At 72.6% G+C, this 26,740-nt stretch carries 24 protein-coding genes; 17 read left to right on the top strand and 7 right to left on the bottom strand.

The genetic code is table 11. The annotated features are described in order from the left end of the window. The first annotated feature begins 227 nt into the window (after positions 1-227). The 4 genes from glnA (AB0C03_RS12640) (at position 228) to AB0C03_RS12625 (ending at position 3,570) form a co-directional block, all read left to right on the top strand. Positions 228-1,577 (top strand): type I glutamate--ammonia ligase, encoded by a 1,350-nt coding sequence (gene glnA, locus AB0C03_RS12640; RefSeq protein ID WP_030330117.1) that lies wholly within the window; start codon positions 228-230, stop codon positions 1,575-1,577. Between the two features lie 88 nt (positions 1,578-1,665). Continuing rightward, entirely contained in the window at positions 1,666-2,091 is a 426-nt protein-coding gene (locus AB0C03_RS12635; protein ID WP_030330115.1) for a DUF350 domain-containing protein, read from the top strand. 213 nt (positions 2,092-2,304) lie between these two features. Further along, positions 2,305-2,997, top strand: a complete 693-nt coding sequence (locus tag AB0C03_RS12630; RefSeq protein ID WP_030330114.1) for a helix-turn-helix transcriptional regulator — start codon at positions 2,305-2,307, stop codon at positions 2,995-2,997. A 189-nt stretch (positions 2,998-3,186) separates the two neighbouring features. Further along, positions 3,187-3,570 (top strand): VOC family protein, encoded by a 384-nt coding sequence (locus tag AB0C03_RS12625; RefSeq protein WP_357636567.1) that lies wholly within the window; start codon positions 3,187-3,189, stop codon positions 3,568-3,570. A gap of 575 nt (positions 3,571-4,145) precedes the next feature. Here AB0C03_RS12625 and AB0C03_RS12620 read toward each other — a convergent pair. Beyond that, positions 4,146-4,622, bottom strand: a complete 477-nt coding sequence (locus AB0C03_RS12620; RefSeq protein WP_357636564.1) for a hypothetical protein — start codon at positions 4,620-4,622, stop codon at positions 4,146-4,148. A gap of 180 nt (positions 4,623-4,802) precedes the next feature. Here AB0C03_RS12620 and AB0C03_RS12615 point away from each other — a divergent pair, with 180 nt between their 5' ends. Beyond that, positions 4,803-5,681 (top strand): Vgb family protein, encoded by an 879-nt coding sequence (locus AB0C03_RS12615; RefSeq protein WP_357636561.1) that lies wholly within the window; start codon positions 4,803-4,805, stop codon positions 5,679-5,681. A gap of 137 nt (positions 5,682-5,818) precedes the next feature. Here AB0C03_RS12615 and AB0C03_RS12610 read toward each other — a convergent pair whose 3' ends face one another. Both AB0C03_RS12610 and AB0C03_RS12605 read right to left on the bottom strand, forming a co-directional pair. Beyond that, positions 5,819-6,781 carry a S66 peptidase family protein gene (locus tag AB0C03_RS12610; protein WP_357636558.1) on the bottom strand — a complete coding sequence of 321 codons (963 nt, stop codon included), beginning with the start codon at positions 6,779-6,781 and terminating at the stop codon, positions 5,819-5,821. A gap of 28 nt (positions 6,782-6,809) precedes the next feature. After that, positions 6,810-7,226, bottom strand: coding sequence for a VOC family protein (locus tag AB0C03_RS12605; RefSeq protein ID WP_030330104.1), 417 nt, complete (start codon positions 7,224-7,226; stop codon positions 6,810-6,812). Positions 7,227-7,302: 76 nt separating this feature from the next. On the opposite strand from AB0C03_RS12605, the gene AB0C03_RS12600 reads away from it, so the two are divergent. The 6 genes from AB0C03_RS12600 to mptB (AB0C03_RS12575) all read left to right on the top strand — a co-directional run bounded on the left by AB0C03_RS12600 (position 7,303) and on the right by mptB (AB0C03_RS12575) (position 16,318). Next, entirely contained in the window at positions 7,303-7,893 is a 591-nt protein-coding gene (locus AB0C03_RS12600; RefSeq protein ID WP_030330102.1) for a TetR/AcrR family transcriptional regulator, read from the top strand. A gap of 74 nt (positions 7,894-7,967) precedes the next feature. After that, on the top strand, positions 7,968-8,735 hold the full coding sequence (locus AB0C03_RS12595; RefSeq protein WP_030330100.1) for a type 1 glutamine amidotransferase: 768 nt from the start codon (positions 7,968-7,970) through the stop codon (positions 8,733-8,735). After that, the gene (locus AB0C03_RS12590) at positions 8,735-11,782 is read left to right on the top strand and encodes a bifunctional [glutamine synthetase] adenylyltransferase/[glutamine synthetase]-adenylyl-L-tyrosine phosphorylase (RefSeq protein WP_030330098.1); all 3,048 of its coding nucleotides are present in this window, start codon (positions 8,735-8,737) and stop codon (positions 11,780-11,782) included. The genes AB0C03_RS12595 and AB0C03_RS12590 overlap by 1 nt, the downstream gene beginning before the upstream one ends. Then, positions 11,775-13,391: a hypothetical protein gene (locus AB0C03_RS12585; protein WP_357636552.1), complete on the top strand. Its 1,617-nt coding sequence runs from the start codon at positions 11,775-11,777 to the stop codon at positions 13,389-13,391. Before AB0C03_RS12590 ends, AB0C03_RS12585 begins: the two co-directional genes overlap by 8 nt. Before the next feature lie 48 nt (positions 13,392-13,439). Beyond that, positions 13,440-14,840, top strand: coding sequence for a polyprenol phosphomannose-dependent alpha 1,6 mannosyltransferase MptB (gene mptB, locus AB0C03_RS12580; protein WP_357636549.1), 1,401 nt, complete (start codon positions 13,440-13,442; stop codon positions 14,838-14,840). Positions 14,841-14,854: 14 nt separating this feature from the next. After that, on the top strand, positions 14,855-16,318 hold the full coding sequence (mptB, locus tag AB0C03_RS12575; RefSeq protein WP_357636546.1) for a polyprenol phosphomannose-dependent alpha 1,6 mannosyltransferase MptB: 1,464 nt from the start codon (positions 14,855-14,857) through the stop codon (positions 16,316-16,318). A 57-nt stretch (positions 16,319-16,375) separates the two neighbouring features. Here mptB (AB0C03_RS12575) and AB0C03_RS12570 read toward each other — a convergent pair whose 3' ends face one another. Together AB0C03_RS12570 and AB0C03_RS12565 are read right to left on the bottom strand one after the other, a co-directional pair. Beyond that, positions 16,376-17,359 (bottom strand): hypothetical protein, encoded by a 984-nt coding sequence (locus tag AB0C03_RS12570; protein ID WP_357636543.1) that lies wholly within the window; start codon positions 17,357-17,359, stop codon positions 16,376-16,378. After that, complete coding sequence (locus AB0C03_RS12565; protein ID WP_030330089.1) at positions 17,356-17,721, bottom strand: PadR family transcriptional regulator; 366 nt, start codon at positions 17,719-17,721, stop codon at positions 17,356-17,358. The genes AB0C03_RS12570 and AB0C03_RS12565 overlap by 4 nt, the downstream gene beginning before the upstream one ends. 547 nt (positions 17,722-18,268) lie before the next feature. On the opposite strand from AB0C03_RS12565, the gene AB0C03_RS12560 reads away from it, so the two are divergent. The 3 genes from AB0C03_RS12560 (at position 18,269) to AB0C03_RS12550 (ending at position 20,198) form a co-directional block, all read left to right on the top strand. Further along, the gene (locus AB0C03_RS12560; RefSeq protein ID WP_357636540.1) at positions 18,269-18,559 is read left to right on the top strand and encodes a barstar family protein; all 291 of its coding nucleotides are present in this window, start codon (positions 18,269-18,271) and stop codon (positions 18,557-18,559) included. 570 nt (positions 18,560-19,129) lie between these two features. Beyond that, positions 19,130-19,777: a hypothetical protein gene (locus tag AB0C03_RS12555; protein ID WP_357636537.1), complete on the top strand. Its 648-nt coding sequence runs from the start codon at positions 19,130-19,132 to the stop codon at positions 19,775-19,777. Beyond that, on the top strand, positions 19,743-20,198 hold the full coding sequence (locus tag AB0C03_RS12550) for a tyrosine-type recombinase/integrase (RefSeq protein WP_357636534.1): 456 nt from the start codon (positions 19,743-19,745) through the stop codon (positions 20,196-20,198). The genes AB0C03_RS12555 and AB0C03_RS12550 overlap by 35 nt, the downstream gene beginning before the upstream one ends. Positions 20,199-20,279: 81 nt before the next feature. Here the strand turns inward: AB0C03_RS12550 and glnA (AB0C03_RS12545) are convergent, their stop codons facing one another. Next, positions 20,280-21,704: a type I glutamate--ammonia ligase gene (gene glnA / locus AB0C03_RS12545; RefSeq protein ID WP_030330087.1), complete on the bottom strand. Its 1,425-nt coding sequence runs from the start codon at positions 21,702-21,704 to the stop codon at positions 20,280-20,282. A 263-nt stretch (positions 21,705-21,967) separates the two neighbouring features. Here glnA (AB0C03_RS12545) and AB0C03_RS12540 point away from each other — a divergent pair, with 263 nt between their 5' ends. Next, positions 21,968-22,366: an RDD family protein gene (locus tag AB0C03_RS12540; protein ID WP_030330085.1), complete on the top strand. Its 399-nt coding sequence runs from the start codon at positions 21,968-21,970 to the stop codon at positions 22,364-22,366. A 260-nt stretch (positions 22,367-22,626) separates the two neighbouring features. Here AB0C03_RS12540 and AB0C03_RS12535 read toward each other — a convergent pair whose 3' ends face one another. Continuing rightward, positions 22,627-23,313, bottom strand: a complete 687-nt coding sequence (locus tag AB0C03_RS12535) for a DUF4191 domain-containing protein (protein WP_030330083.1) — start codon at positions 23,311-23,313, stop codon at positions 22,627-22,629. A gap of 206 nt (positions 23,314-23,519) precedes the next feature. Between AB0C03_RS12535 and AB0C03_RS12530 the strand changes: the two genes are divergently transcribed. Then, complete coding sequence (locus AB0C03_RS12530) at positions 23,520-23,690, top strand: hypothetical protein (protein WP_167337283.1); 171 nt, start codon at positions 23,520-23,522, stop codon at positions 23,688-23,690. Next, positions 23,687-26,737 (top strand): helix-turn-helix transcriptional regulator, encoded by a 3,051-nt coding sequence (locus tag AB0C03_RS12525; protein WP_357636529.1) that lies wholly within the window; start codon positions 23,687-23,689, stop codon positions 26,735-26,737. The genes AB0C03_RS12530 and AB0C03_RS12525 overlap by 4 nt, the downstream gene beginning before the upstream one ends. The last annotated feature ends 3 nt before the right edge of the window (positions 26,738-26,740 follow it).

Below are 26,740 nucleotides of genomic sequence, written 5' to 3'. Positions count from 1 at the left end.
GCCACCTGCCGCCACGGGCCGGCCGGGCCGCGACGGCAGGAGCCCGGCCCGGCCGGCGGCGGACCTCGCGGGTCCGGCCGGGGCCCCCGCTCGCCGGGCGGGACACGAGGGGACGGGCGGCGGCAGTTCGCGTAACGTCTGCGTAACCAGGCCCGGGAAGACTGGGCGATCAGGTCGGGCGCAGCCCGGCCAAGGCGGACAAAACAGTGTCGCGAGGGGTTGGGGAAGTGGACCGTCAGCAGGAGTTCGTCCTCCGGACGCTGGAAGAGCGGGACATCCGGTTCGTCCGGCTGTGGTTCACCGACGTTCTGGGCACGCTCAAGAGCGTTTCGGTGGCGCCCGCCGAGCTGGAGGCGGCCTTCGAGGAAGGCATCGGCTTCGACGGCTCGGCGATCGAGGGCTTCGCCCGGGTCTTCGAATCGGACATGGTGGCCATGCCCGACCCGACCACCTTCCAGGTCTTCCCCTTCGAGGGCGGGGTCAGCGGCGAGAGCGCCCGGATGTTCTGCGACATCCTGCTGCCCGACGGCAGTCCGTCCTGGGCGGACCCCCGGCACGTGCTGCGCCGCGCCCTGTCCAAGGCGGCCGAGAAGGGCTTCACCTTCTACACCCACCCCGAGATCGAGTTCTTCCTGCTGGAGAACGGCCCCCAGGACGGCTCGGTGCCCACCCCGGTCGACACCGGCGGCTACTTCGAGCACACCACCCACGCCGTGGCCCGGGACTTCCGCCGCCAGGGCGTGCTGGCGCTGGAACGGATCGGCATCTCGGTGGAGTTCAGCCACCACGAGGTCGCGCCCGGCCAGCAGGAGATCGACCTGCGCTACGCCGACGCGCTGACCACCGCCGACAACATCATGACCTTCCGGCACGTGGTCAAGGAGGTCGCGCTCTCCACCGGTGTGCAGGCCAGCTTCATGCCGAAGCCGTTCACCGACCAGCCGGGCAGCGGCATGCACACCCACCTGTCGCTGTTCGAGGGGGAGCGCAACGCCTTCCACGACAGCGGCGACCCGATGAAGCTGTCCAAGGTGGCGAAGTCGTTCATCGCCGGCCTGCTGGTGCACGCCCGGGAGTACACGGCCGTCACCAACCAGTGGGTCAACTCGTACAAGCGGCTCTTCCCGCAGCACCTGCCCGACCGGATCACCGAGAGCCCGGCGTACGTCTGCTGGGGGCACCTCAACCGGTCCGCGCTGGTCCGGGTTCCCGCGTACGGCAAGCCCAACTCGGCCCGGGTCGAGGTCCGCTCACTGGACTCGGCCACCAACCCGTACCTCGCCTTCGCGGTGCTGCTCGGCGCCGGCCTCAAGGGCATCGAGGAGGGGTACGAGCTGCCGCCGGGCGCCGAGGACGACGTCTGGTCACTGACCAGCGCGGAACGGCGCGCCATGGGCTACGAGGCGCTGCCGGAGAACCTCGCCGAGGCGATCGACGTGATGGCCGGCTCCGAACTGGTGGCGGAGGTGCTCGGCGAGCACGTCTTCGACTTCTTCCTGCGCAACAAGCGGGCCGAGTGGGAGCAGTACCGCCGCGAGGTCACCCCGTACGAGCGGCAGCGCTACCTGGCGCTGTAGGCGCGGGGCTGACGCGATTGCGCGCTGCCGCTATCGTCTCGATCACCGCGCCGGTACCCCTCCGGGCGGAGAGTCGGGAGGCAAGTCGGTGCTGGAGGATCTGCTCAGCGGTGCCTGGCAGAGCGTCGTGTTCGGGATCGTCGGCGTCGGGCTGATGGCCGCCGGGTTCGGGCTCGTCGACCTGCTCACCCCGGGCCGGCTACGGGACCTGATCTGGGTCGAGCGCAACGCCAACGCGGGGTTGCTGCTCGCCGCCAACCAGCTCGGCATCGCCGGGATCGTCTTCACCGCGATCCTGACCAGCTACAGCGACTTCGGCAAGGGGCTCGCCTCCACGTTGCTCTTCGGGCTGGTCGGGTTGGCGATCATGGCGTTGGCCTTCGTGGTGCTGGACCTGCTCACCCCCGGCAAGCTCGGCGAGGTCATCTGCTCCCCGGAGCCGCACCCGGCCGCCCGGGTCAGCGCCGCCACCCACTTCGGGGCTGCGCTGATCGTCTGCGCCTGCATCGCCTGAGGTCGTGCGCGTGTGGCCGTGCGCGTGAGGCCGTGCGTCTGCGGGCGCGCGTCTTCGGGCGCGCGTCTTCGGGCGCGCGTCTTCGCGCATGGAGATCTTGGACAGTTTCCGTCAGTCGCTGACGGAAACTGTCCAAGATCTCCGACGGTCGAGGCGCGCACGTCACCGGGCGGTCGCCGGAGGGCGTCGTACCCCGGCCGTAGCGTGCCGGGCATGAACCGCACGGATCGCCTGTACGCGCTGGTCGAGGAGCTGCGGGCGGTGTCACCACGCCCGCGCAGCGCCCGCTGGCTGGCCGCCCGCTTCGAGGTGAGCAGCCGGACCATCGAACGGGATCTCGGCGCGTTGCAGGAGGCCGGGGTGCCGATCTGGGCCGAGCCCGGGCGCACCGGCGGCTACGTCCTGGACCGCGCCCGCACCCTGCCGCCGGTCAACCTGACCGCCGCCGAGGCGGTGGCGATGGCGGTGGCGCTGCACCGGCTCGCCGACTCGCCGTTCGCCGGGCCGGCCGGCACCGCGCTGCGCAAGCTGGTGGCGGTGCTGCCGGCCGCCGACGCCGCCGAGGCACACCGCCTCGCCGGCCGGGTGCACCTGATCGGCGACGGGCCGGCCACGCCCGTCCCGGCCACCGTCGCCGAGGCGGTCACCGCGCGGCGGGTGCTGCGCATCCGGTACGCCGACCGCGCCGGCGCAGACTCGACCCGTGACGTCGAGCCACTCGGCTACCTCGGCAACTCCCGGCACTGGTACCTGGTGGCCTGGTGCCGGCTGCGCGACGAGCTGCGCTGCTTCCGCACCGACCGGATCCGGACGGTCCGGGCGCTGCCCGACGTGGTGGCCCGGGAGCTGCACCTGACCGATCTCGACATCCCGCACGAACGGCTCCGCCCGCTGAGCCTGGTCTGAAACGGATCGACGTCGACGACCACCAGGCCGGGGTGGGCCGCGTCGACGACCACCCGGCCGGGGTGGGCCGCGTCGACGACAACTCGGCCGGATGATCCGGAAACACCGACAGGACGCTGTCGCGAACGGCCTCGAGACTGCTGGGGACGGCGGCCGAACGGCCGGCCCGGAAATTTCTGGAGGCAACAGATGTCCAGGTCCACCACGCCCATCACCTGGTTCGAATTCGGCGCCGACCGGCCCGAGGCCGCGGAGAAGTTCTACGGAGAGCTGTTCGGCTGGACCTTCGAGGAGCAGGGGCCGGCCAACGGCGCGTCCTACCGGGTGACCGGAGCCAGTGGCGACACCGGGATCAGCGGGGCGATCCGCGCGACCGACGGGAGTTCGCCGAACTACGCGGTGTTCTACGCCGAGGTCGCCGACGTCGAGGAGACCTGCAAGCGGGCCGAAGCGGCCGGCGGTCGGGTGCTGGTGCCGGCGCGTACGGCGCCGAGCGGTCTCACGTCGGCCCACCTGCTCGACCCGACCGGCAATCGCGTAGGCGTGTTCTCGCCCCCGCCCCAGCAGAGCTGACCACCCGTTCCAGGGCCGGCCCTGCTTCGGCCGGCCCTGCTTCGGCCGGCCCTGCTCCGGCCTGCCCTGCTTCGCCCGGCCCTGCTCCGGCCTGCCCTGCTTCGGCCGGCCCTGCTCCGGCCTGGCCTGGCCTGGCCGGTCCTGCTCTGGCCTGGCGTGGCGTGGCGTGGCTGAGCCGGAGCCGGTGATCAACTCCGTTTTCAGGAAGTCGGGGTATCCGACGCACTCGGATGCCCCGACTTCACGAAAACCGAGTGGATCAAGCCGCAACGGGTCGGGTGGGGTCCGTTCCGGCAGACGGACCGGGGTCGCCGGTGGTCTGCCGAGGCCGGCCCGGGCCGGGTCGGCGCGTGCCGGGGTCGCGCGTGGTGTACGAAGGCCGGCCCGGGCCAGGTCGGCGCGTGCCGGGGTCGCCGGTGGTGTGCCAAGGCCGGCCCGGGCCGGGTCGGCGCGTGCCGGGGTCGCCGGTGGTCTGCCGAGGCCGGCCCGGGCCGGGTCGGCGCGTGCCGGGGTCGCCGGTGGTGTACGAAGGCCGGCCCCGGTCGGTCAGTGCCTGCCGGGGCCGGACCGTCGGATCACTTGCCGGGCGTACCGTCGCCGTGCTGGCCACCGGGACCGTGCGGGCCGCCCGGGCCACGGTGGCCGCCCGGGCCGGGGAAGACGCCGGCCTCGACGGCCTTGGTGATGGCGTCGGCCTGCTCCTGGGTGAGCTTGCCGTCCTTGACCGCCTGCTCCAGGCGCTGCTTGAGCGCGGCCTGCCGGTCCTCGGCGGACGGCCGCTGGGGCCGGTCGGCCGGCCGGTGCTGCTCGCGGATCTTCTCCAGGGCGGCGGTCACCTTGTCGGTGGGCACGCCCAGTTCCTTGGCGAGGGCCTCGGCGAACTCACCCTGCCGGTCGGCCTTGGCACCCGGAGCCGGGGCGGTGCTGCTGCTCGGAGCCGGCGTGGGCGCGTCGGCGGCGAACGCGATCGTCGGGGCCGCGATCCCGACGCCGAGGACGCCGGCGGTGGCCAGGCCGGCCAGCAGGTGCTTCCTACGGATGGTGCGGGACATGCTGTCCTCCAGAGGTTCGGTCTACGTGCGCTGTCGTGACCGACAGTGACCGGGCAGCCTGGGCGGAAGCCATGGCGACCCTGTCAGCGAGCTGACAATCCTGGCCGGCGGTAGCCGAAATCGGTTGTGTCGTCGCTGGCTGAGGGTCAGGGTGGACGATCACCGACGGAAGGACGCGACATGACCGTCGAAATTCGGGAGATTCCACTCACCGGGCCGGATTCTGGGCCGTACGGCATCACGCCTGGCCCGGACGGCGCGTTGTGGCTGACGCTGGCCCAGGCCGGCGGGATCGCCCGGTTCTCGCCCGACGGCGCGGTCCGGACCTACCCGCTGGAGCCGGCGGGCAGCCGCCCGCTGATCATCACGACCGGGCCGGACGGGGCGCTCTGGTTCACCCGCTCGGGCGACGACCGGATCGGCCGGATCACCGTCGACGGCGAGCAGCGCACCATCGCCCTGCCCGACGGCACCGGGCCGTGCGGCATCGCGGCCGGACCCGATGGCGCGCTCTGGTACACCGGGATGACCTCCGACACGATCGGCCGGGTGGAGACCGACGGCACCCACAACGCGTTCCCGCTGCCGGTGACCGGCGGGTTCGCTTCGATGATCACTGCCGGCGCGGACCGGGCGCTGTGGTTCACCCTCAACCAGGCGAACGCGGTCGGCCGGATCGACCTCGACGGCACCGTGACGCTGTATCCGCTACCCACAGTGAACGCCGGGCCGGTCGGCATCACCTGCGGCGACGACGGCACCATCTGGTTCGTGGAGATCGCGGCCGGCCAACTCGGCCGGATCGACCCGGATGGCGAGATCGTCGAGGTCCCTTTGCCGGACCGGGCGGCCCGTCCGCACGCGATAGTGGCCGACGCGGACGGCGGCGCGTGGTTCACCGAGTGGGGCGCCAACCGGATCGGTCACCTCGATCCCACCGGGCGGATCGAGAGCTACCCGCTACTCACCCCCAACTCCGAACCCCACGGCATCACCCGCACCCCGAAGGGCATCTGGTCAGCCCTGGAAACAGGAGCAATAGCCCACTTAACCCCCTAACCCATCCCACCCCCACCGCCGCCCCCTCACCCCGGCCCTGCGGTGATCATGAAGTTATTGCCGCGACACGCCGTGGAAGTGACAACAACTTCATGATCAACGGTGCCGAGGCGGGGGAGGGGGAAGGGGGCCGGGGGTTATTGGACCGCGGGGGTTGTGGTGAGGGTTGCGGTGGTGGTGTCGAGGGTGGCCTGGGTGCCTACTGGGACGGTGAGTTGGTTGGGTCCGTGGCCGATCGGAAGGCCGCCGAGGACCGGTACGCCCAGGTCCCCGAGGCGTTCGGAGAGGACGTCGACGATCGTGGTGTCCCAGCCGTCGCCGCAGTCGGTGAACTGCCCGACCGCCACCCCGGCCAGCCCGTCCAGTGCGCCGGCCCGGCGCAGGTGGGTGAGCATCCGGTCGACCTTGTACGGGGGTTCCTGCACGTCCTCGATCAACAGCACCGCACCGGTCAGGTCGGGCAGGTCCGGGGTGCCGATCGACGCGGCGATCATGCACAGGTTGCCGCCGAGCAGGGTGCCGGTGGCGCGACCCGGGACGCGTACGCCGAAGGTCTCCTCGGTGGGGACCGCGGTGATCGACACCGGTTCGGTCGTCATCAGCGCCGCGTGCAGGGACTCGGCGGAGCGCAGCGGCGTCCGCTCGTCGCGCCAGGCCGCCCCCGGGCCGTGCACGCCGGCGAGGCGGGCGCCCCGCCACAGCGCGAACTGCAACGCGGTGATGTCCGAGAAGCCGGCCACCACCTTCGGGTCACGGCGGACGACGTCCATGTCGATGGCGTCCACGATCCGTTGGGCGCCGTAACCGCCGCGGGTGCAGATCACTCCGCGCACCTGCGGGTCGGCGAAGGCCGCGTTCAGGTCGGCGGCGCGCAGGTCGTCGGTGCCGGCGAGGTAGCCGTGGCGGGCGTACGCGTTCGGTGCCGGCACCGGGCGAAGGCCCCAGCCGGTGAGCAGCTCCATGCCCCGGGCCACCCGCTCCGGCGAGGTCGGCCCGGACGGCGACACCAGCAGCACCGTGTCACCCGGGCGCAGCACGGGCGGGCGTACGGCGGCGGTTACCTCGTGGTGGTTGGGCACAGCGGCAGGGCTTACGGGCACAGCGGCACAGCTTAGCCTCGCTGGTGACTCAATTGTCGGTGTACCGCTCGGCCCAGTCCGGTGCCGGCGGGATGGGTGTGATCACGTCGATCAGCACGCCCGCGGGGTCGGCGAGGATGAAGTGCCGTTGCCCGAAGTCCTCGTCGCGCAGCGTCAGTTCCGGGTGGAGCCCGCCGTGGACGACAAGCCTTTCCCACTCCGCGTCGACGTCGGTGACCTCGAGGTTCAGCAGCAGCCCCCGCACCGGCTTCCGGTAGGCCGCCGGGACTGTCGGATGCCGGTGGTCGAGCAGTGCCAGTTCGTACGCCGGAGGGCCGGGGCGGCGCAGGCTCACGTACCAGTTGGCCTCGAAGGTCGTCTCGAATCCCAGGAAGTGCCGGTAGAAGTCGTGGCACTCGGCCAGCCGGGTCGTGCAGATGACCGGGTAGAAGCTGGTGAGATTCACTGGGACTCCTTCGCGTACCGTCGGTATGTCAACTACCGTATTTCGCATACCGTTGGTATGTCAATTGGGAGGCATGATGGGCCAGGGAGTGCGCGAGGAGCGGCGGGACCAGACCCGGCGGTCCCTGTTGCTGCAGAGTCGGCAGCTCTTCGCCACCCGTGGCTATCAGGCGGTCGGTCTCGCCGAGATCGTGAGCGCGGCCGGGGTCACCAAGGGTGCGCTCTACCACCACTTCGCGAGCAAGGTCGAGCTGTTCCAGGCGGTGCTGACCCAGGTGCAGCAGGAGGTGGGGGACCGGGTCGCCGCCATCGCCGATGCCCAACCGGACCCATGGTCCCGCCTCACCGCCGGCTGCCAGGCGTTCCTCACGGCCAGCGCCGATCCCGAATTCCAGCGGATCATGCTGATCGACGGGCCCGCCGTGCTCGGCTGGCACGAGTGGCGGGCCCTGGACGAGGCCGCCTCGGGTCGCCACCTGGCCGACGCGCTCGCCGACCTCATCGCGGCGGGCATGATTGCCCCGCAGCCGGTGGCGCCACTGTCCCACCTGCTCTCCGGCGCGATGAACGAGGCGGCGCTCTGGCTGGCCGGATCGACAGACCCGGCCGACCTGGCCGCCACCCAGGCGGCGCTGTCCCGATTGATCGACGCGCTGCGGGTCAGCTGAGCCGTAGCGGGCCCGCTCACCGCCACCCTGTGCCGGGGCGTGGCGCCGTGCGGCGTACCGGCTAGCCTCGACGGGTGGCAACCGCGCTGGTGATCGAGAACGACCCGACGGACGACGCGCGCCGGCTGGGTGAGTGGCTGACCGAGGCTGGGCTGGAGCTGTGGGTGGTTCGCCCGCACGCCGGCGACGAGCTCCCCGCCGACCTGGAGGGGTACGCGGCGCTGGTGGTGCTCGGCGGCGACCAACAGGCGTACCCGTTGCCGGACGGCTCGCCCGGCGCACAGTGGTTTCCCGCAGTGGAGGGCCTGCTGCGCAAGGCGGTCCGGTACCGGGTGCCGACCCTGGCGGTCTGCCTGGGCGCGCAGCTGCTCGCCACCGCGCACGCCGGCCTGGTGGAGCGCAGCCCGTCCGGGCCGGAGATCGGTCCCGGCGTGGTCGGCCGGCGCGACGCCGCCGAGAACGATCCGCTGTTCCGGTACGTGCCGTTGATCCCGGACGTGCTCCAGTGGCACTCCGACGAGATCACCGAGCTGCCCCGGGGTGCCACCCTGCTGGCCGCGTCCACCCGCTACCCGCATCAGGCGTTCCGCCTCGGTGACCGGGCGTGGGGGTTGCAGTTCCACATCGAGTGCGACGCCGCGATGATCGCCGACTGGGCCACCGACTCGACCCAACTCGCCGAGCTGGGCTACGACCCGGAGCTGGTGGTAGCGGCCTGCGCCTCGGTGCTGGCCGACATCGAGGAGGTCTGGCAACCGTTCGCCGCCCGGTTCGCCGCGCTGGCCCTCGGCGAGTTGGACGACAGCACGACGCGGCGCGGCCTGCCGCTGCTCGGGCACTGATGAGCCGGCCGACCAGGGCACCGGGCCGGCTCGCCCGGTACGGCTTCGGCACCGCCGAGGGCGACGGCGGCGCGCGCGCCGCGGACCTGCTCGGCCCGCAGGGGCTGCGGCTGTGGCAGCCGGCCGAGCAGGAGCCGGTCGACGAGGCCGCCGCGGAGTTGCTCGCCGCGCTGTCCCGGGCCGCCGACCCGGACCTGGCGCTGCGGCAGCTGCACCGCATCGTGGAAGCGGAGAGCCGCAGCGCCGACGGCACCGCCGGGAGCCGCGCCACCGATGGCGGTGTCGAGTCGCCGCTGCTCGCGGACCTGCACAACGACCCCGGGCTGCGGCGGCGGCTGGTGGCGGTGCTCGGTGCCTCGTCGGCGCTCGGCGACCACCTGGTGGCCCACCCCGAGCACTACCAGGCGCTGCGGACCGCCCCGGATGGGCTCGCCCCGATCGCCGAGGGGCGGCTGGAGCCGGCCGACGGCGGCCACCCGGTGGCGGCGCTGCGGACCGCGTACCGCCTGGCGTTGTTGCGAATCGCGGCGGCCGACCTCACCGGCGGTCGCGGCCTGGAGCAGACGATGGCCGCGCTCTCCGCGCTGGCCGACGCGACGCTGTCAGCGGCGTACGAGATCGCTGTCGCCGAGCTGGCCGACGGCACCGAGCGGCCCCGGCTGGCGGTCGTGGCGATGGGCAAGTGCGGCGGCGGCGAGCTGAACTACGTCTCCGACGTGGACGTCATCTTCGTCGCCGCCGAGGACGCCGACCTGTCCGCCGCGACCCAGGTGGCGACCCGGTTGATCTCCATCTGTGGGCTGGTCGCCTGGCCGGTCGACGCCGCGCTGCGCCCCGAGGGCAGCCGGGGCCCGCTGGTGCGGACCCTCGCCAGCCACCTGGCCTACTACCGGCGGTGGGCACGCACCTGGGAGTTCCAGGCGCTGCTGAAGGCCCGCCCGGCCGCCGGTGACCTGCCGCTGGCCCAGGAGTGGATCGACCAGCTCGCGCCGCTGGTCTGGCGGGCCGCCGAACGACCCGAGGCGGTCGAGGACGTCCGCGCCATGCGTCGCCGGATCATCGACAACATCCCGCCGAAGGAGCTGGAACGCGAGATCAAGCGCGGTCCCGGCGGGCTGCGCGACATCGAGTTCGCCGTCCAGTTGCTGCAACTCGTGCACGGTCGCGGCGACGAGACGCTCCGCGAGCCGGGCACCATCCCGGCGTTGCGCGCCTTGGTCGCCGGCGGCTACGTCGGTCGGGCCGACGGCGAGGCCCTGCTGCGCGGCTACCGTTTCCTGCGCAGCGTCGAGCACCGACTGCAACTCCAAGGGCTACGTCGTACGCACACGGTGCCCGCCGAGCCGGGCGCGTTGCGCTGGCTCGCCGCCGCGCTGGGTTTCACGGCCGCGCCGGGGCGCAGCGCGGTGGAGAGCTTCCGGGCCGAGTGGGTCACCCACGCCACCGAGGTACGCCGACTGCACGCCAAACTGCTGTACCGGCCGCTGCTGGAGTCGGTGGCCCGGGTGCCGGCCGACGGGTTGCGACTTACCCCGGAGGCGGCCCGCAACCGCCTGGAGATCCTCGGCTTCGCCGACCCGGCCGGGGCGCTGCGTCACCTCCAGGCGCTCACCGGAGGGGTGAGCCGCACAGCCGCCATCCAGCGCACGCTGTTGCCGGTGCTGCTCAGCGAGTTCGCCGACGCGCCGGAGCCGGACCGGGGGCTGCTCAACTACCGCAAGGTCTCCGACAAGCTGGGCAGCACCCCCTGGTATTTGCGGCTGTTGCGCGACGGGGGCCCGGTCGCCCGCCGGCTCGCCCGGGTCCTCGCCCTGTCCCGGTACGTGGCCGACCTGCTGGCCCGTGATCCGGAGGCGCTGCGGCTGTTGGCCGAGGAGAACGAGCTGGCCCCGCGCCCGCCGGAGGTGCTGCGGGAGGGGTTCCTGGCGGCGGCGGCCCGGCACGCCGACCCGGTGGAGGCGACCAGCGCGGTGCGCGCGCTGCGCCGTCGGGAACTGGTCCGGGTGGCCTGCGCCGACGTGCTCTGCCGGGCGGGTTCGCTCGCACCCACACCCACCCGACCGGACGGCGCGAACCGGCCGGCTCCCGGCCTGTCCGACATCACCCAGGTCGGTACGGCGCTCGCGGACGTCACCGACGCCACCCTGGCCGCCGCGCTGCGGGCCGCCCAGGCCAGCCAACCCGCGCCGGAAGGGTTGCGGTTCGCGGTGATCGGCATGGGCCGGCTCGGCGGGTACGAGTCGAACTACCTCTCCGACGCCGACGTGCTCTTCGTCTACGACCCGCCCGCCGGGGTCGGCGAGAGCGCCGCCAGCGCCGCCGCGCACGCGATCGCCGAGGAACTTCGTCGACTGCTCGGCGTGCCCGCCCCCGACCCGCCGCTGGGGGTCGACGCCGACCTGCGCCCGGAGGGTCGGCAGGGTCCGCTGGTCCGCAGCCTCGCCGCGTACGCGGCGTACTACGCCCGCTGGTCGCGGGTGTGGGAGGCGCAGGCGCTGCTGCGCGCCCGGTTCGTCTGCGGCGACGCGGGCCTGGGCGCCGAGTTCGAGGCGATGATCGAGCCGGTGCGGTACCCGGCCGACGGGCTGACCCGCGAGCAGGTCGTCGAGATCCGGCGGATCAAGGCCCGGGTGGAGACCGAACGGCTGCCCCGGGGTGCCGACCCGGCCACCCACACCAAGCTGGGTCGCGGTGGGCTCGCCGACGTGGAGTGGGCGGTGCAACTCGTCCAGCTCCGGCACGCCGGCGCGAACCCGGCGCTGCGCGGCACGCGTACCCTCGACGTCCTCGCGGCGGCCGAGCGGGCCGGCCTGATCGACCCGGCCGACGCCGCGGAGATGGCCGCCGGTTGGACCCTGGCCGCCCAGGTCCGCAACGCGTTGATGCTGGTCCGGGGCCGGGCCGGCGACCAACTGCCCCGGCACGGGGTGGAGTTGGCCGGGGTGGCCCGGCTGCTCGGCCGCGACGACCCGGGGGAGTTCCTCGACGAGTACCTGCGCACCGGCCGTCGCTCCCGCGCCGCGGCCGAACGGGTCCTCGATGCCTGAGGTGTCGCCACGCCCGCTCGGGCGGCGCACCGGCTGGGTGGCGGCGACCGGGGTGGCGGTGCTGCTCGCCGTCGCGTTCCTGCTCGCGCCCCGGATGGGCACCGACCTCGCGGCGCAGGTGGCCCGCGCCGACTTCGCCGACCGGTACGGTGCGACGCCCCTCGACCTCGGTTGGTACGGCGGCGTCAACCAGTACGGCTACAGCCTGTTCACCGCCCGGTTGGGCGCGTTGGTCGGGGTGCGTCCACTGGGGGCGGTCGCCGCCGTGCTCGGCGCGTTCGCGCTGGCCTGGCTGTTCGCCCGCAACCGGGCCCGACGCCCGCTGTTGGCCGGCGTCCTCGGTGCCGTGGTCCTGGTCGGCAACCTGGCGAGCGGGCGGGTCACCTTCGCCGTCGGGCTGACGTTCGGCCTGCTGGCGCTCTGCGCGATCAGCACCGAACGCCCGCCGCGTCCGGTCCGGTTGGCCCTCGCCGCCGCCTGCGCCGCGGTGGCGACGGCGGCGAGCCCGGTCGCCGGCCTGTTCACCGGGCTGGCCGGGGCCGCGCTGCTGCTGGCGGCAGTGCGGCGCGGCGACGGGCCGGGGCGGGCGCTGGCGGGTGGATGGCGGGCCGAGGCTCCACTGGCCGAGGGACTCGTCCTGGCCCTGGCGCCGATCGTCACCGTGGCGCCGATCGCGGTCCTGTTCGGCAACGGCGGCACCCAGCCGTACTCGGCCGAGTCGATGCGGATCAACGTCGCCCTCGCCGTGCTGGTGGCGGTCCTGCTGCCGCGCCGCCGCCGGGTGCTGCGCATCGGCGCGGTGCTCACCGTGCTGCTCCTGATCGGGGCGTACTACGTGCCCAGCCCGATCGGTTCCAACGCGCTGCGGCTGCCGATGCTCTTCGCGCTGCCCGTGCTGGCCGGGTACGCGCCGCTGCCGACGCCGTGGCTGGCCGGGCTGCTCGCCGCGACGGTGTGGTGGCAGTCGCCGGTGATGACGAGCGACGTCACCCGGGCCGGTGCCCCGGAGAGCGCCCCGGCGTTCCACCGCCCGCTCGTCGAGGAACTGCAACGTCTCCAGCCCGCCGGACGGGTCGAGGTGGTGCCACTGCGCGACCACTGGGAGTCCGCGTACCTGCCACCGACAGTGCCGTTGGCCCGGGGCTGGGAACGCCAGGTCGACAGTGACCGCAACGCGCTGTTCTACGACGGCACCCTGAACGCGCAGACCTACCAGCGGTGGCTCCACGGCGAGGCGGTGACGTACGTGGCGATCGCACCGGACGCCCCGGCCGACCGGTGGGGCCGCGACGAGGCCGCGTTGATCCGCGCCGGCCTGCCGTACCTGCGGGAGGTCTGGCGTGATCCGACCTGGCGGCTGTACGCGGTCGCCGACCCGACGCCGCTGGTCGGCGCACCCGGCCAGCTCGTCGCCGCCGACCGGGGCTCGGTGCGGCTGACCGCCGCGCCCGGCGACGTGCCGGTGCGGGTGCGCTGGTCCCGCTGGCTGTCGCTGGACGGCCCGGACGGCTGCGTGCGACAGGGCGCGGACGGGTTCACCGAGGTACGGGTCCGCTCGGCCGGCGACTACACGATCTCCAGCAGCCTGGCCCCGGCCCAGCACTGCTGACGGTGCCTGCCGTCGCTGCCCGACCGGAGTGCTGGCAGCATGTCGGGCGTGCCTTCCCACCTCGCGCGCTGGACCGGCCTGGCCGGCTCGACGCTGATCGCGCTGTCCGCGTTCCTCGGGGGAGCGTTCCCCAGCGGCCCGCTGCGCAGCACCCCGGTCAGCATCTGGCAGGGCCCCAACGGCCCGCTGATTCTCGCCGCCTGGGCAGTCGGCACCGGCCTGCTGGCGTACGCCTGGTGGGCGCTGCGTGACGGCGTGCCGTCGACCCGTTGGGCGCTGGTCACCGTGGGCCTGTGGCTGCTGCCGCTGCTCGTCGCACCCCCCTTCGGCAGCCGGGACGTCTACGCGTACGCGTGCCAGGGCGCCAGCTTCGCCGCCGGCATCAGCCCGTACGAGCAGGGTGTGTCCGCACTGCCCTGCCCCTGGCTGGACACGGTTTCGGTCATCTGGCGGGACACCCCGGCGCCGTACGGGCCGCTGTTCGTGCTCATCGCGGGCGCGGTGGTCGAGGTCACCGGTTCGCTGACCGCCAGCATCGTGCTGTTCCGGGCCCTGTCGCTGGTCGGCGTGGCGCTGACCGCGTGGGCGCTGCCGGTGCTGGCCCGCCGAGCCGGGGTTCCGGCCGGCCGGGCGGTGTGGTTGGCGCTGGGCTGCCCGCTGGTCGCGACGCACCTGATCGGTGGCCCCCACAACGACGTGCTGATGCTCGCCGCACTGGTCGGTGGGCTGGCCGTGGTGGCCTCCCACCCGGGCCGACGCGGGCTGCTGCTGGTCGGCGGGTTGCTCCTCGGTGTCGCCGTGGCGATCAAGGTCACCGCCGTGGTGGTGGTGCCGTTCGCCGCGCTGGCGGCCACCGCCGGGCCGTTCCGGATCCGGACGCTGATCCGCGACGGCGGCTGGGTGGTCGGCGGCGCGGTCGCTACAGTGGTCGGCGTGACAGTCGTCGGTGGGCTGGACTTCGGCTGGATCGGCGGACTCTCCCAGGGCGGCGCCGCCATCGCCTGGACCTCCCCACCCACCGCCATCGGGCAGACCATCAACTATCTCGCGGTGCCGTTCGGCGCTCACATCGACGCGTTGCCGGCGACCCGCGCGATCGCCGTGGTGGTGCTGGCCGTCCTGCTCGTCTGGCTCTGGTGGCGTTCCCGCACCCGTGACCCGCTGTTCTACGCCGGCCTCGCGCTCGCCGTGACGGTCGCGCTCTCGCCGGTGGTGCACCCCTGGTACTGGACGTGGCCGTTGTTCGTGCTGGCCGCCACCGCCCGGCGGACCGGATGGTTCGTCGTGGTCGCCCTGGTCGCCTCGTTCCTGATCCTTCCGGACGGCACCGGGCTGCCCCGGTACACCAAGACGGTCGGGGCGCCGCTGATGACGCTGTTGGTGATCGTGGTGGTCGTCCGGTTGGTACGGTCGGCTCGGGCGGCCCGTCAGCCGGTCGCCGCCGACTGAGGGAAGGTGCGCCGGTGACCGCTCCCGGTGCCGCTCTCTCCCGGTACGCCGGCCTGCTCGGCGCCGTTCTGCTCGCCGTGGCCGCACACCTCGGCGGAGCGCTGCCCGACGCCCCGCTGGGCGTCACACCCGCGTCGATCTGGCGTGCCCCGGACGGCCCCGCCACGCTGACCTGCTGGCTGGTCGGCACCGTGCTGCTGGTCGGCGCGTGGTGGTCGCTGCGCGACGGTGCCCCGTCGACCCGATGGGCGTACGTCACCGCCGGACTGTGGGCGCTGCCGCTGCTCGTCGCGCCACCGCTGGGCAGCCGGGACGTCTACTCGTACGCCTGCCAGGGCTGGACGTACGCGCACGGCGTCGACCCGTACGCGGTGGGGGTGGCGGCGGCCGGCTGCCCCTGGCTGGACACTGTCGCCCCGATCTGGCGGGACACCCCGGCACCGTACGGGCCGGTCTTCGTCCTGCTCGCCGCGCTCGCGGTGGGTGTCGGTGGCGGGTTGACCGGCACGGTCGTGACACTGCGGGTCATCGCCGTGGCGGGCGTTCTGCTGGCTGCGTACTGCCTGCCCGGTCTGGCCCGCGCCGCCGGGGTGCCGATCCGGCGGGCCGCCTGGCTTGCGCTGGCCGGGCCGTTGGTCGGGGTGCACCTGGTGGCCGGGGCGCACAACGACGCGGTGATGCTGGGTCTGCTGCTCAGCGGGCTGCTGATGGCGATCCGGCGACCGGGTAGGCCGGCGGCGCTGCTGCTGGCCGGGGCGCTGCTCGGCCTGGCGGTCACGGCGAAGGCCACCGCCGTGGTGGTGGTGCCGTTCGCCGTGTTGGCCGGGGTGCGCGGCCGGTACACCTGGCGGGCGCTGTTGCGCGACGGCGGCTGGCTGGCCGGAGGGCTCGTCGGCGCGGTGCTGGTCACCTCGGCGGCGTCCGGTCTCGGGTTCGGCTGGGTGGGCGGGCTGACGCACAGCGGCGACTCCGAGCAGTGGACGTCACCACCCACCGCCGTCGGCTTCGTCGTTGACTACGCCGGCGCGCTGGTCGGCCGGGACCCGCAGGCGGTGCCGGTGCTCCGCGCTGTCGCCCTGCTGCTGCTCGCCGGGGTGCTGGCAGTGCTGTGGTGGCGGGCCTGGCGGGCGCTGCGCGGTGCCGACGACGTCCCACGGGTGGCGCAGGTCGAGGGGAGCGGCCCCGGGGTGGCGCTGCGCGGCGCGGCGCTGGCGCTGGTCGCCACCGTCGTGCTGTCCCCGGTCTTCCACCCCTGGTACGCGACCTGGCCCCTGGCGCTGCTCGCACTCACCGCCGGGCGGACGACATGGTTCGTGCTGCCGGCCTCGGCGGCGGCCTTCCTCACCCTGCCCGACGGCACCAATCTGGCCCGGTTCACCAAGGCCCCCGGCGCGGTGGCGATGACCGCCCTGCTCCTGACCGCGCTGGCAATCACCCTCCAGCGCCCCCGCGAAGATCGCGCTCGATCCCGGATGTAGTGGTGTCGGGCAGCGTCGGATGCCACTACATCCAGGATCGAGCACGATCATGAGCGGTCAGGCCCGCGTTCCACAGGTGGGGCACTGTCGGCTCGGGGTCGGGGTGGTGGCAGGCCGGCGGGCGCGAACGAGGACTGTCAGGAGCAGTACGGCCGGACCGACGACCGCGACGGCGACCGCGCTCGCGGCCAGGTCCGTGAAGGTGACACCACCGTGTGCCGAGTTGAGGCTGTCAGCCAGGCCGGGCACCGTCAGGAAGCCGGCGGGGGTGAGCAGTGTGACGAGCGCCCAGCCGCCGCGGGTGTCCCCGCCCGCAGCCAAACCCGTCGCCAGCAGCGCCCCGACGACAAGCAGCAGTCCGCCGACGGAGGGCAGGAAGATCGTCATGGTGATGCCGTAGTAGCTGTCGACTGCGTCCAAGCCGACCAGCAACTCCGTCGCCACCAGCGTCAACAGTGCGGACAGCAGTGGCGTGAGCCGGATCGCCGTCGGAAGTCGGTCGGGCAGGGCGAGCCCGAGCAGGCCCAGGACCACCTGCGGCAGAAGCACGAACAGCGGTGGTCGGGGGGCGTCGAGCACAGCGGCCACCGGCGGCAGCGCCAGAGTGAGCAGGAGCGCGACGGTGGTGGCCAGCCGGGCGACCCGACTCGGCGCGACGGCCGTCACCACCGCCACCAGCAACCATGCCGCCCACGCGACGACACCGAGCGAGACGAAGGGGCCGACGTGCGGGACTCCCCACTCCGCGGGCGGCGGATGTTGCTCTGCCACACCCCACACACCAGCGAGAGCGCTAGCGGTGACGAGGGACAGCAGCGCCGCGAGGCGTACCCCGGCAACCAGACCGGTGACGCCCGCGGCCCGCAGCCGCTGGCGGAGGCCGCCGCGCACCAGGTCCGCGGCGTCCGCCGGTGTGGGCCAGCGTTGGTCACTGGCGGCCAGGTCGAGGTAGGTGCCGACGATTTCGGCGCCGCGGGCGCGCCGGTACTCGGCGGGGTACGCGCGCAACAGCCGGAGGTAACGCCGTTCCAGGTCGTTCACGCCAGCCCTCCGACCGTACGCGGGGTGACGGGGCGGGCGGCGCGAGCCCGCTTGGAGAGTTGGGTGGTTGCGGCTTCGACGTTGCGACGCAGCCGCTCGGTCTCGGCGCTCAACGTGGTCTCGCCGCCGGGGGAGAGGCGGTAGTAGCGACGCAGCCGACCGTCCACCACCTCCTCCCGGTCGACCTCGACGAGGCCGGCGTCGACGAGCCGGTCGAGGGCCCCGTAGAGCGTCCCGGGGCGAAGCGACACGCGGTTGTCGGAGAGGGCGGCGACCTCGTGGATCAGCCCGTAGCCGTGCATCGGCTCGGCGGCGAGCGCGGTGAGGATCAGGAAGGTGGGTTCGCGTAGCGGTGTGTCCACCGTCGCAATATATCGGACGCGAAGGCATAGCGGGGGGGTCGAAACGGGCCGGGCCGGCCCCGCTGACGCGGAGCCGGCCCGGCCGGTGGTGCGGTGACTGCTCAGCAGTCGTAGTACATGGCGAACTAACCGCGCATGGTGGCTGACCTGGGGGAGTGGCGTCGATCGAGCCGTTGAGCAGGGCGGACGTCGTATATCAACTTCCATCGTTGTCCAGTGTTTCCAGGCGGCATCTGTATCCCTCGTGTACCTAACGATCTTGGGGTGGTGGTGTGTGCGAGCGGTTCCGAGGTGGACCAGGTCGGCGCGGTCTGGTGGCCTCCGGTGTGCGACGGGTACCCGGTCCGGGCCGGGGCATCCCAGAGTCGCCGAGGGTCCGGGGCGAGTAGCCCCGGTCGCCGGAGGCCATCCCCGGGTCGTAGGGCCGGAGGCCCTACCCGCCGGAGGCATTCACGGCAGGAACCCGACCGCAGCACGCATGGGAGCACCGCTCGGCGAGTGTCGTTGCCCCGATAATGAGGCACATTGCGAAGGCGATGGGGGCGGGATGCTAGTCGACGTTCGTGGGGCGGATGTGCGGTCGGAACAGGACTTCCACCGAATCTTGGAGAGCCAGCTCGACTTCGGCCCCTACTACGGACGCAACCTGGATGCCCTCTGGGATCGGCTCTCCACCGACATCGAACGACCGGTGCAGCTCGTCTGGCACGACGCGAGTGTCAGCCGACGTCAGCTCGGCGCGGCGCAGTTCGACCGCATCTGTGAGGTGCTGGACCGCGTCGTCGAGCAGGACGAACGGTTCGGCTGGAGCGACCGGTTCACCTACGAGCTTCGATAGCAGCCAGCGACTTCATGCCTCGGAACTCCAGCGATGGAGCTCCGGGGCTTCGGCGTGTCCGCCGGTGGTCGCGCGCAGCCGGGGTCGCCGCGCCGGTAGCGAAGCGGCAAGGCGCGGCGTGCCCCGAGCGGCGCGCAGCGGCCCGCAGGGCCGCCTTGAAGACGTATGGAAAGTTCTCACGGCGAGAATCCGGGCAGAACCACGTGATCGGATGGACTGAATCGACAGGGAGGCGAGGGGCCGCGCGGTGCTGAAGCGGGCCTTTCCAGATCAAGGCATCCCCCAAAGCGGGCCGCACCGGCCAGACTCCGCGTTGCTGCCGGCCTCCGGCCGGCATCAGCCGGGCTGGCAGGGCGATTGAGGGGGGCGACCAGGTCCGAATTCCTCGGGGCTCCGCCCCGAACCCGGGCCCTCCTTAAAGCTCAGTAGGCCACCCCTGCGCCGGGCACCACAACGGCTACCAGCGTCCGGGGAGGCTGGACGGGTCTGGCGACTCTGCCCGCTGAGGAGATCTGAGCGCACCTGTAGGTGCACTCATGCCTTACGTTGAGGCGCGGAGTGACTTGAGGAGTGACCACGGACGAACTAGGGAGCCTTCTCCTGCCCGATCGACCAACGGCGGAGGTGATGGTGTGCATCGGCCTGAAGGACTGGCCTGGTGCCGCGCCCTCACAGGCATGGGTCGGACAGTTCCTCGTCCCCGAGGCTGAACTAGCGAATCTTCGACGTGAGGCTGAGGAGATCGCGCAGGCTGCCGAGCTGCCGTACCAAGTGCGGGAGGAACGCGGTCGTACCAGCTGGGGTGCGGACAGCGGTGAAGTGGTCCGGCTCGCTCTTTTCGTCGCCGACTCCGGCGGCGAAGCCCTGATCGGTGCTGCGGTGATGGCCTTTCTGAAGCTCCTCGCGAGCCGCGCCAGCAAACGAGGGATGCCCGAGTATGAGAGTCGCAAGACGCTTAGCCGGACAGAGGCCGAGGACCTAGCTAGATGGACGGTCGTCAGCCACTATGCCCGAGACTTTGATGGACTTGATCCCCTACCCAAGAGCGATGACGAACTGACTCCGATTGGGCACAGCCACGACACCGAGCTGGGCGCTTGGACAATCGTTTTACGAGACGTACATGGAACCACATACCGCGTTCAGTTTGGCCACCTTGATGGCCTGCCGACGGTAAAGGAGATTGGACGCTGGGCTTCCGGCGCTACCCCTTCGTGAATCCTCCCAACTAGTAACGCGTCAGCACCTGGCCGACGGGTGCGACGCGGTCGAGGTCGACGACGACACGGACCGTCGCCGGCCGGTCCGCCGGGCCGCACGCCTGCTGTTCAAGGGTGTCGGCGGCGAGCCCGTCAACGCGGCGACCTTCTCGCGGGCGTGGGCGAGCGCGCGGGAAGCGGTCGGCCTGCCGGCGCGGTGGGGGATTCACGGACTACGGCACTACTACGCGACGGTGCTGATCCACGCGGGCGCGTCGGTGAAGACGGTGCAGCTCGCGTTGGGGCACAGCACGCCGACCATCACGCTCAACACCTACGTCCACGAGTGGCCGGACGTGCTCGACCGGACCCGGCTGCTCATCGACGGTGCGCTCGGCCAACACGAAACGGCGACCACGCCGGCTGTGAGCCGGGCATGACCGCCGTCCGTGAGGTTGTACCCAACCTGTACCCAAGATCAGTATCGATCCTGTTGGTGCAGTTCAGAGCCTTGAGCAGGCTCAGCAGTCGTAGTACATGGCGAACTCGTGCGGGGTCGGGCGCAGGCGCACCGGGTCGACCTCGTTGGCGCGCTTCCAGTCGACCCAGGTGGAGATCAGGTCGGGGGTGAAGACGCCACCGTCGAGCAGGTAGTCGTGGTCGGCCTCCAGCGAGTCGAGCACTGCCGGCAGCGAGCCCGGCACCTGCTTGACGTCGCCCCACTCCTCCGGCGGGAGGTCGTAGAGGTCCTTGTCGATCGGCGTCGGCGGCTCGATCTTGCTCTTGATGCCGTCGAGGCCGGCCATCATCATGGCCGAGAAGGCCAGGTAGACGTTGGCCGACGGGTCCGGAACGCGGAACTCGACGCGCTTGGCCTTCGGGTTGCTGCCGGTCACCGGGATGCGGGTGCAGGCGGACCGGTTGCGCTGCGAGTAGACCAGGTTGACCGGCGCCTCGAAGCCCGGCACCAGGCGACGGTACGAGTTGACCGTCGGGTTGGTGAAGGCCAGCAGCGACGGCGCGTGGTGCAGCAGACCGCCGATGTACCAGCGGGCCATGTCGGACAGACCCGCGTAGCCGGTCTCGTCGTAGAACAGCGGCTCACCGTTGAGCCAGAGGCTCTGGTGGGTGTGCATGCCGGAGCCGTTGTCACCGAAGAGCGGCTTGGGCATGAACGTCGCGGTCTTGCCGTTGGCCCACGCCTCGTTCTTCACGATGTACTTGAAGAGCTGGAGCTGGTCGGCGGCGTGCAGCAGCGTCGAGAACTTGTAGTTGATCTCGGACTGACCGGCGGTGCCCACCTCGTGGTGCGAACGCTCCACGGTGAAACCGGTGTCGACCAGCCGGCGCACGATCGAGTCCCGCAGGTCGGCGTAGTGGTCGACCGGCGGCACCGGGAAGTAGCCGCCCTTGTACGCGGTCTTGTAGCCGCGGTTGCCGCCCGGCTCCTCGCGGCCGGTGTTCCACGCGCCCTCGACCGAGTCGATGTAGTAGAACGACTGGTGCGCCGAGGTCTCGTGGCGGATCGAGTCGAAGATGTAGAACTCCGCCTCCGCGCCGAAGTACGCGGTGTCGGCGATGCCGCTCGCCGCCAGGTACGCCTCGGCCTTCTTCGCGACGTTGCGCGGGTCGCGGCTGTAGGCCTCGCGGGTGAACGGGTCGTGAATGAAGAAGTTGAGCGCGAGCGTCTTCTGCGCGCGGAACGGGTCGATGAACGCGGTGGCGACATCCGGGAGCAGGAGCATGTCCGACTCGTGGATCGCCTGGAAACCGCGGATCGACGAACCGTCGAACGCGAGGCCGTCGGTGAAGAGGTCGTCGTTGACGGACTCGACCGGCAGGTTGAAGTGCTGCATCACGCCGGGCAGGTCACAGAAACGAACGTCGACGAACTTCACGTCCTCGTTCTTGAGGTATCGCAGCAGTTCCTCGGGATTGGCGAACACACATCCTCCTGGCACGTCCACGGGGTGGCTAGGCTTCTGGCGACGCTAGGGCCGGGGGGTTGCCCGGCCGTGTCTCCGTTGTTTCTGCCGTGTTACGTCCCTCGCGGAGGGTCAGCGACGCCCGTGTCCACGCCTGCGGCCCGCCAGGAACGCCGTACCGACTGTGCCAGTGTAGTGACATCTGATGCCTTTGGCCGGAATCGGCACACAGTGGCGGCGGCACCCGGCAGACCCTCATACCGGCGCGGATACCCTTGAGCGCTGTGACCAATCCGCACCTCCCGGCAGCGCCGGCCACCGACCCCACCTTCACCGCGCCGAGCCTCGGCCGGCGGTTCGGGGCGCTGATCATCGACTGGGTGCTCTGCCTGCTGGCGTCCAACCTCTTCGCCGACCCGGTACGCGACGGCTGGGCCCCGGTGCTGGTACTGGTCCTGGTGTACGGCATCTTCCTCGGCCTGTTCGCCCAGACGCCAGGTATGTACATCACCAAGATCCGCTGCGTGAACTGGCACGACGGCGGCCGGATCGGCGTGCTCCGGGGGCTGATCCGGGGCCTGCTGCTGGCCCTGGTCGTCCCCGCGCTGATCATGGACGAGCACCGCCGGGGCCTGCACGACCGCCTCGCCGACTCGGTCATCGTCGACGCTCCCCGCGGCTGACCCAACCGACCCACCCCCCACCCACCCCCCCGCGCCGCCGAACTCGGTCGATCATGGAGTTGTGGTGCCTGGCTTGGTGCTGTACGGGCACTTTGTCACCCACCACAATTCCATGATCGACGAGGCGGTGTGGGTTGACGATCAAGATCGAGCATGGGGACGGCAAGGGTGGGTGGCGCGTCGGGGCGGGCGCGATGCGGGTGTACGACGAAAGAGCCGGACCCGTACGGGTCCGGCTCTTTGCGCGTACGACTGAGGGGTCAGCGGCCCCGCGACTGGCGGAAGGCGCCTGGCGGCCGCATGTTCTTCGGGATCGCGCCCTTGGGCATCTGCGGCCGGGCGGTGAGCGCCTTGAGTCGCTTGTCCAGCGAGTTGACGTCCTTGCCGGAGAGGGCGCGGGGCAGGCGCAGCAGCGTCGTGCGGAGCTTGCGGATCGGCAGCTCGCCCTCCTCCTGCCCGATCACGTAGTCGTGCAGGGGAGCGGAGCCGATCACCTTGGACAGCCGCCGCTTCTCCTGGCCGAGCAGGCCGCGCACCCGCTGCGGGTTGCCCTCGGCCAGCAGGATCACGCCCGGACGGCCGATCACCAGGTGGACCATGTCCATCTGGGTGGTCGAGCTGACCGCCGGGGTCACCCGCCAGTCGCCGCGCATGTTCTCCATGATCTGCGCCGCCGCGCCGGGTTGCCCCTCGGCGGCGTTCATCATCGCCTTGTTGGACCGCAGGTTGAGCACGATCAGCACCGCGAGCAGGATGAACAGGATGCCCAGCGGCAGCCAGATCCAGCCCCAGAGGATGACCGCGACCACGGTGAGCGCGAGCGGGATCAGCACCGCCGCGGCGACCAACGGCGCGAACCACCGGTCCTGCTTGGCGGTGAACTGGAACACCATCCCGATCTGCTTCAGCCGCTGGCCGAACGAGACCTTCTCCTGGGGCTTTGCCATGCCGCAGAGTCTAGTGGTCGCCGCCGGCCCGGTTGATCCGCGTCCGGGTGCCCGGGCAGCTGAGTACCTTACGTCGCCGTACGCGCCCGGACGGGCCGGGTAAGGAGGCTGTGGGCGGGGAAGATGAGGCGCCGTGCCCATGCCCGGGTGGGGCCTTCGCGCGGAGAGTCGTCAGCAGAAGACGACGACGCCCGAAGGAGCCCGAGATGTTCGGCAACGACAGCGATTTCCTGCTCACCCTGCACCGTACCCACGCCGCCGAGCTGCGCGCCGACGCGGCCGCCGACCGGCTCGCCCGGTCGCTGTCACGTCCGGTAAGCCGAGGGTGGTTGGGCCGGCGCAGGCAGGCCGGTCGCACCGACGACGCCCGCCGGTGACCGCGCCCAGCGCGGCGGCCACCTCCACCGCGGCCGCCACGTTCACGGCACCTGATGGGGTGCCCGCTCGACCCGATCCGACCCCGCCGCCCGGCCACCGGCCGATCGGCGGGGTCGGCCCGGTCGCCCGCCATGGCATGCTCGAACACGTGACAGTGCGCGCCGCCAGTTCCGTCCTCGTCGGGCGTCACCGCGAGACCGCGGCCCTGCGCCACGCGCTGGGCCGGGCGCGGGCCGGGGAGCCGACCACGGTGCTGGTCGGCGGCGAGGCCGGCGTGGGCAAGACCCGGCTGCTGGAGGAGTTCGCCGGCTGGGCCACCGACGGCGCGGCCCGGGTCCTCGTCGGCCAGTGCCTGGAGCTGGGCGAGGCGGGTCTGCCGTTCGCCCCGTTCGCCGCCGCGTTGCGCGCGGTGCTGCGCGCCGACGGCCCCGAGGTCTTCGCCGGCTACGAGGCGGAGTTCGCCCCGCTCCTGCCGGAGCTGGGCCGCACCTCAGTGGCGCTGGCCGCACCGCGTGCCGCCGCACTCAGCGACGCCCCGCGCGGCTACCTGTTCGACCTGGTCGCCGAGTTGTTCCAGCGGCTGGCCGACGCTCGCCCGCTGGTCCTGATCATCGAGGACCTGCACTGGGCCGACCGCTCCACCCGCGACCTCATCGGGTTCCTCGTCCGGGCGGCGAGGCCGGGCCGGCTGTTGCTGGTCTGCACCTACCGCACCGACGAGTTGCAGCGCGGGCACCCGCTGCGGCCGTTCCTCGCCGAGCTGGACCGGGCCCGGGGTGTGGAGCGGGTCGAGCTGGGCCGCCTGGACCGCGACGGCACCGCCGCGATCCTCGCCGACCTGCTCGGCGCCGAACCGCTGGCCCGTGCCGTCGACGACGTCCACGACCGTACCCAGGGCAACCCCTTCTTCATCGAGGAACTGGCCGTCGCCGGTGACCCGATCGGCTGCGCGGCGCTCCCCGAGACGCTGCGTGACCTGCTGCTGGCCCGGGTGGACCGGCTTCCCGAGCCGGCCCAGCGGGTGTTGCGGATCGCCGCCGCCGGCGGCACCCGGTTCGCCCACGACCTGCTCGCCGAGGTCGCCGGGCTGCCCGAGGCCGAGTTGGAGGACGCGCTGCGCGCCGCCGTCGCCGCCCAACTGGTGGTGGCCGACCCGGACGGTGACTACGAGTTCCGCCACGCGCTGGTCCGCGAGGCCGTGCACGACGAGTTGCTGCCCGGTGAGCACGCCCGGCTGCACGCCCGCTTCGCCGCCGCCATCGAGGCCCAGCCGCACCTGGTCGCCGCCGGCCGGGCCCCGGCCGAGATCGCCCACCACTGGTACGCCGCGCACGACCACCCGCGTGCCCTCGTCGCCGCCCGAGCCGCCGCGTGCGCCGCCGCCGACCGGTACGCGTACGCCGAGCAGCGCCGACTGCTGGAGCGGGCGCTGGAGTTGTGGGAGCTGGTGCCGGACGCCGCCGACCTGCTCGGCATGGATCACCTGGCGCTGCTGGAGCAGACCCTGGACGCGGCGGTCACCGCCGGCGACTTCAGTCGGGCCATCACCCTGACCCGGGCGGGACTGGCCGAGGTGGACGCCGACGCCGCGCCGCTGCGCGCCGCCCGCCTGCTGGACCAGCGCGGTCGACTGATGGCCCTGCTCGGCAAGAGCGACGGCAGCCGGGAGCTGGACGAGGCGTACCGGCTGGCGGCCGGTGGCCCGCCCGGCGTGGAGCGGGTTCGGCTGCTGGCCGACATCGCCACCCACCTGGTCAAGATCGACCCGAAGAAGGCGGCCCGGGTGGCAGCCGAGGCCGCCGCCGACGCCGAGGCGCTCGGCGAGCAGGTGGCCCTGCTGTCGACGCGGATCGCGCTGCTCTGCCACGGCGAGCGGGACCTCACCGGAGGGCTGGCCGAGCTGAGCCAGGCGGCGGCCGCAGCCCGTGCCGCCGGCGACGCGCCCACCCTGGTGCTCGCCATGGTCTTCGAGTCGGACATGCTCTGCGAGTTGGGCCGCTACGCCGAGTCCGCGCAGGCCGCCGAGGCCGGGGCGACCGAGGCGCGTCGGGTGGGGATCAGCCGCTCCACCGGGGCGTACCTGCTCTCCAACCGGGCCGAGGCGCTCATCGCGCTGGGCCGGTGGGACGAGGCCGAGGCGGTCTGCGCGGAGGCCGCCCGGATCGACCTGTCAGGTGTGACCGGGCTGCACTGGCTCCAGCTGGGCGCCGGGCTGCGGCTGGCCCGCGCCCATCCGGGCGCCGACGAACTGGTCGACCGGGCGCTCACCTTCCTCAACCGGCCGTACCTGTGGCCGAACCACCGGCTGCCCCTGCACGAGCTGGCGATCGAGGCGGCGCTGGCCGCTGACGACAAGGTCGAGGCGGTCCGGGCGGCCCGCGTCGCGGTGACCGACGAGAGCCTGCCGCAGCTGCCCCGCGAGGGTTGGCCGGTGCTCAGCGCCGCCGCGCGTACCGCGGCCCGGGTGGGTGACCGGGAGCTGGCCGCCGCCGTGGCGACGCTCGCCGCCGACCTGCCGGCGCGGCACCCGGCGGCCCGGGCGCACGCCGCCCAGGTCGGCGCGCTGCTCGCGGTCGGCGACCAGGCGCTGCCGGCGTGGCGCGCGGCGGTCGACGCGTGGCGGGCCGACGGGCAGCCGTACCCGCTGGGCCGGGCACTGCTCGCGCTGGCCGAGGTGACCGCCGCCGCCGGGGAACGCGACGAGACGGCGGCTGCGGTCACCGAGGCCACCGAGATCGGCCGGCGGTTGGGCGCGGCGCCGCTGGTCGAGGCGGCAACCACCCTGGCGCGGCGGGTCGGCCTGCGCGGTGCGGCCGGGGGCGGGGCCGGCGCGGACCTGCTGACCGCCCGGGAGCGGGAGGTGCTGCGGTTGGTCGCCGAGGGGCACAGCAACAGCCGGATCGCCGAGCGGTTGTTCATCTCGCCGAAGACGGCAAGCGTGCACGTCTCCCGGATCATCGCGAAGCTGGGCGTGTCCAATCGGGTGGAGGCCGCCGCCCTGGCCCACCGCCTGGGCCTGCTCACCGAGGCCGCCGCGCCGCGCTGACAG

The organism is Micromonospora parva, from assembly GCF_040649675.1.
GTDB classification, from domain to species: domain Bacteria; phylum Actinomycetota; class Actinomycetes; order Mycobacteriales; family Micromonosporaceae; genus Micromonospora; species Micromonospora parva.
Note: the sequence above shows the minus strand (reverse complement) of the source record. Positions and strands in the feature narration are given on the sequence as shown.